The organism is Lysobacter dokdonensis DS-58 (assembly GCF_000770795.1).
Taxonomy (GTDB): Bacteria; Pseudomonadota; Gammaproteobacteria; order Xanthomonadales; family Xanthomonadaceae; genus Noviluteimonas; species Noviluteimonas dokdonensis.
Genome location: NZ_JRKJ01000008.1, coordinates 43,573 through 55,497, shown reverse-complemented (window position 1 = coordinate 55,497; position 11,925 = coordinate 43,573). Strand labels below are relative to the sequence as shown.

Here is an 11,925-nt window from a genome sequence, read left to right as displayed (position 1 = left end):
GGGGGAGGTTGGGAGGGGTTCCCGCCTTAGAAGTTGTATTTCACCGTCAGGCTGTACTGGCGCGGGTTGCCGTAGAAGCCCGTGCGTACGCCCAGGGCCGGGATCACGTAACCCGTGGTCAGGAATTCCTTGTCCGTCAGGTTGGTGCCCTGCGCGATGACCGACCAGTGGTCGTCGATGGCCCACGTCACGCCCGCATTCACCAGGCCATAGCCGTCCTGCGTGATGGGGGTCGTGCGCACGTTGGTGACCGGGTCGCGGGTCACTTCGGTGGTCGCCGTGACTTCGGACTGGTAGGAGTACGTCAGGCGGGCCGAGAGCTCGCCCATGTCGCCCACCGGCGTGCGGTATTCGAGGTTCACCGCGCCGGAGAACTCGGGCGCGTTGGTGAACTCCTGCTGGTCGGCGATGTTGAAGCCCTTGTACAGGTACTCGTCGAACTGCGCGTCCAGCCACGCCAGGTTGCCCGACAGCGTGAAGTGCTCGTTCGCCAGCCACTGGTATTCGAGCTCCACGCCCTGCACGGTGCCCGCGCCGGCGTTGGTGAAGTCGCCGAAGAACGCGCGCGTGCCGTTGGGCAGCGTGTATTCGGTGAACACCGAGAGCTGCATGTCGTCGTACTTGTTGTAGAAGTACGCGGCGTTGAGGAACAGGGACTGATCGAGGAACCCCATCTTCGCGCCGATTTCGTACGAATCGACCTGCTCGTCTTCGAACGGCTCGGCCGAACGCGGCACCGCCGTGGCCTGCGCGCGGATGTTGTAACCGCCGGACTTGAAGCCGCGGCTGGCCAGCGCGTAGGCCATGATGTCGTCGGTGACCTGGTAGTCCAGCGAGATCTTCGGCGAGGTGTTCTTGAAGTTGATGGTGCGGTCGAAGCCCGCCGCGATCGGCGTGCCCAGACCCGCGCAGTTGGCGACGTTGGTGAAGGTGGAATCGCTGTAGCACTGGTTGGTGACCACCGCGTGCTTGTCTTCGTCGGTGTAGCGCACGCCGGCGTCGATCGAGAACTTCTCGGTGATGTCGAACGTCCAGTCGGCGTACACCGCGGTGCTCTGGGTGTAGACCGTGCCGTGCGTGTCGCCGAAGGACAGGTTGAAGAAGTTGTTGAGCACCTGGCCGCCGGCGTAGCCGTCGAACGAGTAGATGCCCATCACGCCATGCACGCGTCCGCCGGCGTCGTAGTTGACCTGCAGCTCGTGCGTGGTCTGCTGGTCGCTGTAGAAGGCCTTCACGTCGGCGGTCTTCGACTGCAGCGTGTCGAAGTCGATGTTGGTCTCGGTATCCGACTCGCGCTTGGCCCAGACGTACTTGAAGGTCCAGTCGTCGTTGAACTTGTAGTTCGCCGTCACCGACATGCCGAGCATGGTGGTGTCGTTGATGTTCGGCATGCCGTTGCGCACGTCGAAGCGGTTAGCCACCAGCGGCGCGTTCTCCGGCGCGTTCGGGTTCGGCGCGAAGATCGACGGCGCGAACGGGTTCGGCGCCAGCATCTGCGCGGCGCGCACGCCGGAGGTGTCGTCGACGTGGTCGACGTTGAATTGCAGGTCGAAGTCGTCCGTCACGAACGCGCCGACCGACAGGCGGAACGCGGTCACGTCCTTGTCGCTGACGTCATCGCCGGTGACGAGGTTTTCGCCGAAGCCGTTGCGATGCATGTCGGCCACCGCCACGCGGGCGCGCAGCGCGTCGTTGCCGCCGAGGCCGCCGCCGATGCCGGCCTTGAAGTCACGCTGGCCGTAGTTGCCGAGGGTCACCGAACCGAAGCCCTGCATGTCGGGCGTCAGCGGGCGGCTGACGTACTTGATCGCGCCGCCGATGGTGTTCTTGCCGTACAGCGTGCCCTGCGGGCCGCGCAGCACTTCGACGCGCTCGACGTCGAACACGTCGAGCAGGCCGCCCTGCGGACGCGCGATGTAGACATCGTCCATGTAGATGCCGACGCCCGGGTCCACGCCCCACAGCGGATCGGACTGGCCGACGCCGCGGATGTACGCGGTGATCGTGCTGGAGGAACCTCGCGCGGCATAGACGGTGAGGTTCGGCACCTGCGCGTCGAGGTCGCCGAGATCTTCGACCTGCAGCTTGTCGAGTGCGTCGGAGGTGAACGCGGTGACGGCCACCGGCACTTCCTGCAGCGTTTCCTCGCGCTTGCGCGCGGTGACGGTGACCGATTCGAGCGTGGTCGTCTTCTTCGCGGCGGTCTCCTGCTGCGTCGACGCCGCCGGCTGGGCGTCCTGCGCCCAGGCGATCGTCGGCAACATGGCGCAGGCGATGGCCAGGCTCAGTGTCTTGCGCTTCATGCGTTCCATTCCCCGATGCAGGCGCGGCGGACGGCCGCGGATCGAGGCCAAGGCTAGGACGCCGCCGAATCTTCCGGCATCGTACTTTCGGACAGTGGGCCCGCGGGGCGCGGTGCCGAACACTGCCGCCATCGTGGTCGCCCCTTGCGACCGGGGACGACGCATGGCTTTCCTGATCGTGCTGGCCGCACTGGTGTTCCTGATGGTGGTCGCCTACCGCGGCCACAGCGTCATCCTCTTCGCGCCCATCGCCGCGCTCGGCGCGGTGTTGCTGACCGATCCGTCGCTGGTCGCGCCGATGTTCACCGGCCTGTTCATGGACAAGATGGTCGGGTTCCTCAAGCTCTATTTCCCGGTGTTCCTGCTGGGGGCGGTGTTCGGGAAGCTGATCGAGTTGTCGGGGTTTTCGCGGGCCATCGTGAAGGCGGCGATCCGGGTGGTCGGGGCGAAGCGCGCGATCCTGTCGATCGTGTTGGTGTGCGCGTTGCTGACGTATGGCGGGGTCTCGTTGTTCGTCGTGGTGTTCGCGGTGTATCCGTTCGCGGCGGAGTTGTTCCGGCAGGCCGACATTCCCAAGCGCCTGATTCCCGGGACCATCGCGCTCGGGGCCTTCACCTTCACGATGGATGCGCTGCCGGGCACGCCGCAGATCCAGAACATCATCCCGTCGGCGTTCTTCGGCACGAACGGGTGGGCGGCGCCGTGGTTGGGGATGATCGGGGCGGTCGCGATCTTGCTGGCAGGCCTGGCGTATCTGGAATCGCGCCGGCGTGCGGCCGTGCGCAAGGGCGAAGGCTATGGCGATCCTGCGACGCTGGTGAACGAGCCGGCGTCGTTCGTCGGCGATCGGTTGGCGAATCCGTTGGTCGCGTTGTTCCCGCTGGTGTTGGTCGGCGTGGTGAACAAGCTGCTGACGAACGCGATTCCCGGTTGGTACGGGGTGGAGCATTCGTTCGTGCCCGGGGTGATCGGTTCGCCCGCGCCGGTGATCCAGGAGGTCTCGAAGGTCACGGCAATCTGGGCGGTCGAGGGGGCGCTGCTCGCGGGGATCGTCGCGGTGCTGGTGCTGGCTTGGAAGCCGGTGGTGGCGCGGTTCGCGGAAGGCACGAAGTCGGCCATCGGCGGGGCGTTGCTCGCCTCGATGAACACGGCGTCGGAGTACGGGTTCGGTGCGGTGATCGCCGCGTTGCCGGGGTTCCTGGTCGTCGCCGATGCGTTGCGCGCGATCCCGAATCCGTTGGTCAACGAGGCGGTGACGGTGACGGCGTTGGCCGGCATCACGGGGTCGGCATCGGGCGGGATGAGCATTGCGCTGGCTGCAATGGCGGAGACGTTCATCGCGAATGCGCAGGCGTCGGGGATTCCGATGGAGGTGTTGCACCGCGTGGCCGCGATGGCCTCCGGCGGCATGGACACCCTGCCCCACAACGGCGCGGTGATCACGTTGCTGGCCGTGACCGGGTTGACGCATCGGCAGGCATACAAGGACATCTTCGCGATCACGCTGATCAAGACGGCGGCGGTGTTCGTCGCGATCGGTGCGTTCTACGCGTTCGGGATCGTTTGACCTTCCTTGTGCTTCTCACGTCCTGAGACGGACCACGCCTACAACTCGCGGCGTCGCAAGGAGACGCCCGATGTCGGCACTGACGCTGTTCGAACACCCTGCCCCACCCGCCCCGCAGATGCGCGATGGCGGCCTGCTCGCCACCAAGCTCGCCGGCAAGCACGCCGCGCTGATCACGGGCCACTTCCTCATCCCCGGCCGCGAAGGCCGATACGCCGCACTGCCCGACACCCTTCCCGAAAAACTCGCCCACGCCCTGCGCGCCCGCGGCGTCACGCAGCTCTACGCCCACCAACGCGATGCCTGGGATGCCGCGCAACGCGGCGAACACCTCGTCGTCGCCACCCCGACCGCCTCCGGCAAATCCCTCTGCTACACCCTGCCCGTCGTCGCCGCCGCGATGACCAAGCAAGCCAAGGCGCTCTACCTCTTCCCGACCAAGGCCCTCGCGCAGGACCAGGTCGCCGAACTGATCGAACTCAACCGCGCCGGCGACCTCGGCCTGCGCACCGCCACGTTCGACGGCGACACCCCCGGCGACCAACGCCAGGCCATCCGCCTCAACGGCGACATCGTCGTCAGCAACCCCGACATGCTCCATCAGGGCATCCTGCCCCACCACACCAAGTGGGCGCAGTTCTTCGAAGGCCTGCAGTACGTCGTCATCGATGAAATCCACAGCTACCGCGGTGTGTTCGGCTCGCACCTGGCCAACGTGCTTCGTCGCCTGCGTCGCGTGTGCGCCTTCTACGGCGCCAACCCGCAATTCATCCTCTGCTCGGCGACCATCGGCAACCCGAAGGACCACGCCGAAACCCTGATCGAAAGCGACGTCACCGCGATCACCGACTCCGGCGCGCCGACCGGCGACAAACACGTGCTGCTCTGGAACCCGCCGGTCGTGAACCCCGACCTCGGCCTGCGCGCCTCCGCCCGCTCGCAGAGCAACAAGATCGCGCGCACCGCGATCCGCGCCGGGCTCAAGACGCTGGTGTTCGCGCAATCGCGCACGATGGTCGAGGTGCTGACGAAATACCTGAAGGACGTCTTCGACCACGACCCCCGCAAGCCCGCGCGCATCCGCGCGTATCGCGGCGGTTACCTGCCGACCGAGCGCAGAGAAGCCGAGAGAGCGATGCGCGAAGGGCGCATCGACGGCATCGTCTCCACGTCCGCGCTGGAGCTCGGCGTCGACATCGGCAGCCTGGATGTGGTGGTGCTCAACGGTTATCCGGGCTCCGTTGCGGCCACATGGCAACGCTTCGGCCGCGCGGGCCGCCGGCAGCAGGCGTCGGTGGGCGTGCTCGTCGCCAGTTCCGATCCGCTCGACCAATATGTCGTGCGCCACCCGGAATTCTTCTCCGCGTCCACGCCGGAACACGCGCGCATCGCACCCGACCAACCGGTGATCCTGCTCGACCATATCCGCTGCGCCGCGTTCGAACTCCCGTTCCTCGAAGGCGAGCGTTTTGGCCCCGTGGATCCGACCGTCTATCTCGAACTGCTCGCCCAGGATGGCGTGGTGCATGCCGAAGGCGGCCGCTGGGAATGGATCGCAGACAGTTATCCCGCCAACGCGGTGAGTCTGCGGTCGGTGGCCGATGGCAACTTCGTCGTCGTCGACCGCACCGACGGGCGCCAGGTGATCATCGCCGAGGTCGACTACTCCTCCGCGCCGCTGATGCTCTACGAAGGCGCGATCCACATGGTGCAGTCCACGCCCTACCAAGTGGAGCGCCTCGACTGGGAAGGCCGCAAGGCCTACGTCACGCGCACGCACGTCGACTACTACACCGACGCGATCGACTACACCAAGCTCAAGGTACTGGAGCGGTTCGATGGCTGCATCGCCGGCGCGGGCACGTGCCACCACGGCGAGGTGCACGTCGTCCGCCGCGTCGCTGGCTACAAGAAGATCCGCTACTACACGCACGAGAACATCGGTTACGGCCCGGTCACGTTGCCCGACCAGGAAATGCACACGAGTTCGCTGTGGTGGCAATTGCCGCAGGAGACGCTCGATGCGCGGTTCGCCTCGCGACAGGATGCGCTGGATGGCTTCCTCGGTGCGGCGTACGCGTTGCACGTCGTCGCCAAGGTGGCCGTGATGGCCGATGCGGCGGACCTGCAGAAGGCGGTCGGCAGCGGCGATGGCGCGTGGTTCGCCACCGCCGATGGCCGAGGACGCGGGCAGTTGCGCAGCACCGATGGCAGCGTGGGCGATCCGAACGTGCACGACCGCTTCGTGCCGACGGTCTATCTCTACGACAACTACCCCGGCGGCGTCGGGCAGAGCGAGCCGTTGTGGCGACGGCAGCATGAACTCGTGGTGCTCGCGCGCGAGTTGGTCGAGCGCTGCGATTGCAAGGCCGGGTGCCCTGCGTGCGTCGGGCCCGTGCTGGAGATGCAGGAAGACACCGTCGATTCGCCGCGGGCACTCGCGTTGCGCGTGCTCGGTGCGTTGGAGACGGCATGAGCCTGACGCTCGACAAACTCAAGGCACTCAAGCGCCAAGCCGGTGGCGATATCCCCGCAAGGGAACCGGCGCCACTCCCCGCTTCGACTCCCGCGCGGCCTGCGCAGGCGTCGATCGAACACCTCCGCCAGTTGCTCCGCATTCGCGCGCCCGCGCCGCCGATGGTGCGCGTGGATTCCGATCGCTCATTGCCCGGTGTCGAAATCGCGCCGGGCCTGCATCTGCGCGAAGCCATCGTCGCCGACGATGCGTTGCCCGAATCCTTCTGCGGCGCTTTCGACCGCAAGGACGCGCTCGATCCGTCGCGCATGCTCTTCTTCGATACGGAAACGACGGGCCTGGCCGGCGGCACCGGCACGCGCGCCTTCATGATCGGCGCGGCGGACTGGCACGGCGGTGCGTTGCGCATCCGCCAGCTCACGATGCGCACGATGGCCGCGGAGTCCGCGATGCTCGATGCGTTCCGCGAGTGGGTCGCGCCCGACACCGTGCTCGTCAGCTACAACGGCAAGTGCTACGACGCCCCACTGCTCGCCACGCGCTACCGACTCGCGCGGAAAACCAATCCCCTGTTCGGGTTGCAGCATGTGGATCTGTTGTACCCGACGCGCCGGCGCTACCGCGGCGTTTACGAGAACTGCCGCTTGGCCACCATCGAGCGCCAGGTGCTGCGCATCGTGCGGGAAGACGACCTGCCCGGTTCGGAAGCGCCGTCGGCGTGGTTGTCGTTCCTTCGCGGCGGGAGTGCGCAAAACCTGCGGCGCGTGCTCTCGCACAACCACCAGGACGTGGTGTCGCTGTCGCGATTGCTGCGGCACTTGAGCATCGCTGGCGCGCAAGGCTGAGGTCGCTTCCCCATTCACCGAAAATGGCGACCAACGGTCGTCCTGCACGCGAAGATCACGGCGTTGAACAGGCTGCGATCTTTCATCGCGGAGCAGGGGCAAGACCATGACACACGCTCACCCACGTGTGCGCCTTCGCGCGGCAGGCATCCTCCTGTCCGCATGCCTGGCGCCATCGGCGTTCGCCGCGTCCATCAGCGGCGCCATCTTCACCACCGACACCGACGGCAACGTCAACGTCAACCAGTACGAGAACAAGGCGGACGTCTACCTCAACGGTGGGCCGACCAATTCCAACTGCAACGCCGCCGCGATTCCCGATGACACCTACGTCTTCCAGGTCACCAACCCCTCCGGGAGCGTGGTGTTGAGCAGCGACACCATCGACCACCGCGAGTTCACCGTGGTCGGCGGCGTGGCGCAATTTGCTAACGACCATGCCATCGACACGGTGGACCCGCCCTGCTCGGGCGTCCGCGTGCAACTGGCGCCGTTCGACGACACGCCGAACAACGGCGGCGTGTACAAGGTGTGGATCACGCGCAAGTCGGATTACATCGCCAACGGCGGTTTCAAGAACAGCGACAGCAAGACCGACAACTTCCACGTCAAGCTGCCGTCCGAACAACCGCAGACGGCCGACATCAGCATCTACAAGTTCTACGACGCCAACGCCAACGGCGACTGGGACCCGGACGAGCAGCCGATCTTCGGTTGGCTGATGACGCTGGGCGACAGCAACGGCGGCAGCGGCGCGGGCCTGACGCAATCCCCCGACGGCATCGTGAGCTTCCTCGGGATGGATCCGACGCTGACGTACTCGGTGACCGAAGGCCTCGGTGGCGGCACGTGGCACCAGTCCGCGTCCATCGTCAACGGCACGCCGACGGGCACGCCGACCAACCCGGTCACGGGCCTGACGCTGACGGTCGGCGAGACGACGATCGTCGAGTTCGGCAACTACTGCGACTGCAAGAGCGGCGGCAAGCCGAAGTCGTGGTGGATCACCGCGTCCGGGCAGACGAAGGTCAACGACGGCGGCACGATGAACCCCGAGTTCAACGCGCTCAACCAGTTGAACCTGCGCTCTTCCAGCGGCAGCAACTGGAACCTGACCACCACGCTGGCGACGCCGACACAGGCGCAGAACTGGACGACGTTCGTCAATTGGGTCAACAACGCCAGCACCACGAACATGGCGTACGCATTGTCCCGCCAGGTGGCGATCCTGCGGCTCAACATCGACGCCGGCTACGTCACCAAGGAGAACTACTACAAGGCCGCGGGGCTCACGATCCAGGGATTGCTGGACGAAGCCAACCTCGCGCTCGGCGCCGACGGCAACACGCCGGTGGGCGATCCGAACCGCGCCGTGCAGGAGCAGCTGCTGGCGTGGATCACCGCGATCAACGGCGGCACGGTCCTGGTGATCAAGCCCAAGCCCTGCCCGTTCGTTTTCACACTGCCCACGCCTCCGACCTGAGGCGCGTCCCCCCGTCATCCCCGCTTTCGCGGGGATGACGTTATCGGGCATCCTGCGCGCACACAGGCAGGGGCCCTTCCATGACCCATCCGGACGCACGCGACGAGGCGACATCGCTGCCCCGCCACACCACCCCCACGTGGGAGGTCGAACTGCTGATCTCCGGCGTCGCCGTGTTCGCGATGCTGCAATTGCCCGAGCTGCTGGATCGCTACATCCTCGACTGGACGCCGCGCCTGGTCGACCGCTGGGCCAAGCTGCTCTTCGTCATCTACGTCTACGCCAAGAGCGCGGCGATCATCCTCGCCGTCACGTTCGTGATCCATCTGCTGCTGCGCGCGCGGTGGATCGCGCTGGTCGGCATGTTGTCGATCTATCCCAAGGGCGTGGATTGGGACCATTTCAAGCTCGGGCCCAACGCGCGCGAATTCGAAAGCAAACGCCTGGGCAAGATGGAGGATGCGATCGACCGCGCCGACAACCGCGCGACGATGGTCTTCGCGATGGGCGTGGTGCTCGCCTCCATCCTGTGCGTCGTGACGCTGGCCGCCGCGGTCGTGCTCGGCATCGCGTGGTTGCTCGAAGCGCGCTTCGGCGTGCGCGCCAATTCGCTGTGGCTGATGTGGACCATCGCCGTCGCGATGGTGCCCTACGGGCTGGCGATGGCCATCGATCGCCGCGCCGGTGCGCGCATGGCACCGGACGGCATCGGCACGCGCGTGTTGCGCGCGGTGCTGGGGTTCTATTCGAAGATCGGCGTGGGCATGGCGAACAACCCCGCGCTCGCGCTGTTGTCGAGTCATCGCGGGCGGCGGCGGACGATCGCGCTGATCGCGTCGATCTTCTTCATCGCGACCTTCGCCGCGTCGACGAGCTACTACGTGGCGCGCAACCCCGATGCGTACGGCAGCTACGACGCCTTCCCCGACGAAGACGAGCTTCCGTCGCGTTCGGTCGACCCCGCGCATTACGACGACCGCCGCGACCCGATCCGCAACGCCGCATCCCCGTTCATCCAGTCCGCGGTGATCATCGGACCGTACGTGCAATTGGTCGTGCCATGGGTGCCCGACCGCGACGGCCCAGCCCTCGACAAGCGCTGCGGCACCTTGCCCGCGGAGCGGCAACTGGCCTGCTACGCCGAACACGTGCGGCCGGTGACGCTCGACGGCAAGCCGATCGCACCGGTCTTCGACATCGGCGAGGACGCGCGGACCAACCGGCCCGCGCTGGTCGCGATGATCGACGTGCGCCGGCTCCCGCAAGGCCGCCATGTCCTCGGTGTCACGCTGCCGCAGCACGGCCCGAAGGACACCGCGCCCGACGCCGACTTCATTCCCTTCTGGCGGTGATCGAAGACGCGCCCCAGCGCAAGATCCTGCACGTCGACATGGACGCGTTCTATGCGTCCGTCGAGCAGCGCGACGATCCGGCGTTGCGCGGCCGTCCCGTCGTCGTCGCGTGGCGCGGTGCGCGCTCGGTGGTCTGCGCGGCCAGTTACGAAGCGCGCAAGTTCGGGGTGCGCTCGGCGATGCCGGCGATCCGCGCCGAACGCCTGTGCCCGCAGGCGGTGTTCGTGCCGCCGGATTTCGTGCGTTACAAGGCGGTGTCGAAGCATGTGCGCGAGATCTTCGGGCGGCATACCGACCTGATCGAACCGCTGTCGCTCGACGAGGCCTATCTCGACGTCACGCACACCTTCACCGGCCTGCCGAGCGCGACCGCGACCGCGCAGGCGATCCGCGAAGCGATCCGCGAAGAAACGCAACTCACCGCATCGGCGGGCGTTGCGCCGAACAAGTTCCTCGCGAAGATCGCCTCGGATTGGCGCAAGCCCGATGGCATCTTCGTCATCAGGCCCCACCAGGTCGAAGCATTCCTCGCGCCCTTGCCCGTCGGCCGCCTGCCCGGTGTCGGCAAGGTGATGGAAGCCAAGCTCGCCGAACTCGGCGTATCGACGGTGGCGGACCTGCGCACGCTCGGCGCCGCGAACCTCGAGCAGCGCTTCGGACGCTGGGGCCGGCGCCTGCACGAACTCTCGCTCGGCATCGACGACCATCCGGTGCAATCCGAACGGCCGACGATGCAGATCAGCGCCGAAGACACCTTCGAACGCGACCTGCGCCTGGCGGACATGGAAGACCACATCCGTCGCCTGGCGGAGAAAGCCTGGCGCGGCTGCGAGAAGGAACGCGCCGATCCGCACGGCCGCATCGCGCGCACGGTGGTGCTCAAGCTGAAGACCGACGACTTCCGCATCCTCACGCGCAGCCTGACGCCGCCCGAGCCGCCGTCTTCACTGGACGCGGTGGCCGACATCGCGTGTGCGCTGCGCGAACGCGTCGACCTGCCCTCGCGCACGCGCTACCGCCTCGTGGGCGTGGGCCTGTCGGGCTTCATCGACGCCGACCGACTGGCGACGCCGCAGAGCGACCTGTTCGGCTGACCCGCCCGTCACGGGTGCGGCCCACACAATCGCGGTCATCCCCCGATTCGTCCCCGCCGCGTGCCGTCCGTCACCGTCCTCACCCTCAATTGCCACATGGGCTTCGATCAGTTCGGGCGCCGCTTCGTGCTGCACGAGCTGCGCGACGCCGTGCGCGAGGTGGGCGCGGACGTCGTGTTCCTGCAGGAAGTCATGGGCGAGAACGAACTCCACAAGCGCAAGCACGCCAAGTGGCCCGACAAGCCCCAATACGAATTCCTCGCCGACTCGATCTGGTCGCACGCCGCCTACGGACGCAACGCCGCGTATCCGCACGGACACCATGGCAACGCGGTGTTGTCGAAGTACGTGATCCGGGCGCATCGCAACTGCGATATCTCCATCGCGGGCCATGAAGGCCGCGGCCTGTTGCACTGCCAGTTGCATGTCGACGACGGCGCGCATTCGTTGCACGCGATCTGCGTGCACCTGGGCCTGCACGAAGCGCATCGGCAGAAGCAACTGCGCCTGCTGTGCGAAGTGCTGCACGATGCGATCCCGCGCGACGCACCGCTGATCGTCGCCGGCGATTTCAACGACTGGCGCAGTCGGGGACATCCGGTGATGGACAGCTGCGGGCTGACCGAAGTGTTCCTGCAATCGCAGGGCAAACTCGCGAAGACCTTCCCGGCACGCTGGCCGTTGCTGCCGGTCGACCGCATCTACGTCCGCAATGCGCGCGCCACGCAGGCGCGCGTGATGACCGCCAAGCCGTGGTCGCACCTGTCCGACCATGTGCCGATGCTGGCGAAGGTGGCGTGGTGAG

Annotated in this window: 8 protein-coding genes; 7 read left to right on the top strand and 1 reads right to left on the bottom strand. The window is 66.7% G+C overall.

Annotated elements, in window-relative coordinates; genetic code table 11:
• Positions 1–26: 26 nt before the first annotated feature.
• A complete protein-coding gene (locus LF41_RS07430; protein ID WP_036168514.1) occupies positions 27–2,303 on the bottom strand; it encodes a TonB-dependent receptor in 2,277 nt (758 codons plus the stop codon).
• Between the two features lie 163 nt (positions 2,304–2,466).
• Here LF41_RS07430 and LF41_RS07425 point away from each other — a divergent pair, with 163 nt between their 5' ends.
• The 7 genes from LF41_RS07425 to LF41_RS07395 all read left to right on the top strand — a co-directional run bounded on the left by LF41_RS07425 (position 2,467) and on the right by LF41_RS07395 (position 11,924).
• On the top strand, positions 2,467–3,870 hold the full coding sequence (locus LF41_RS07425; RefSeq protein WP_036168062.1) for a GntP family permease: 1,404 nt from the start codon (positions 2,467–2,469) through the stop codon (positions 3,868–3,870).
• 70 nt (positions 3,871–3,940) lie between these two features.
• Complete coding sequence (locus LF41_RS07420) at positions 3,941–6,346, top strand: DEAD/DEAH box helicase (RefSeq protein ID WP_036168060.1); 2,406 nt, start codon at positions 3,941–3,943, stop codon at positions 6,344–6,346.
• Positions 6,343–7,191: a ribonuclease H-like domain-containing protein gene (locus LF41_RS07415; RefSeq protein WP_052116224.1), complete on the top strand. Its 849-nt coding sequence runs from the start codon at positions 6,343–6,345 to the stop codon at positions 7,189–7,191. Before LF41_RS07420 ends, LF41_RS07415 begins: the two co-directional genes overlap by 4 nt.
• 127 nt (positions 7,192–7,318) lie before the next feature.
• Positions 7,319–8,674 carry a hypothetical protein gene (locus LF41_RS16110; protein ID WP_052116223.1) on the top strand — a complete coding sequence of 452 codons (1,356 nt, stop codon included), beginning with the start codon at positions 7,319–7,321 and terminating at the stop codon, positions 8,672–8,674.
• A gap of 80 nt (positions 8,675–8,754) precedes the next feature.
• Complete coding sequence (locus tag LF41_RS07405; RefSeq protein WP_036168057.1) at positions 8,755–10,026, top strand: sulfite exporter TauE/SafE family protein; 1,272 nt, start codon at positions 8,755–8,757, stop codon at positions 10,024–10,026.
• A complete protein-coding gene (dinB, locus tag LF41_RS07400; protein WP_425599470.1) occupies positions 10,017–11,120 on the top strand; it encodes a DNA polymerase IV in 1,104 nt (367 codons plus the stop codon). Before LF41_RS07405 ends, dinB begins: the two co-directional genes overlap by 10 nt.
• Positions 11,121–11,180: 60 nt before the next feature.
• The gene (locus LF41_RS07395) at positions 11,181–11,924 is read left to right on the top strand and encodes an endonuclease/exonuclease/phosphatase family protein (RefSeq protein WP_036168054.1); all 744 of its coding nucleotides are present in this window, start codon (positions 11,181–11,183) and stop codon (positions 11,922–11,924) included.
• Position 11,925: the final 1 nt, after the last annotated feature.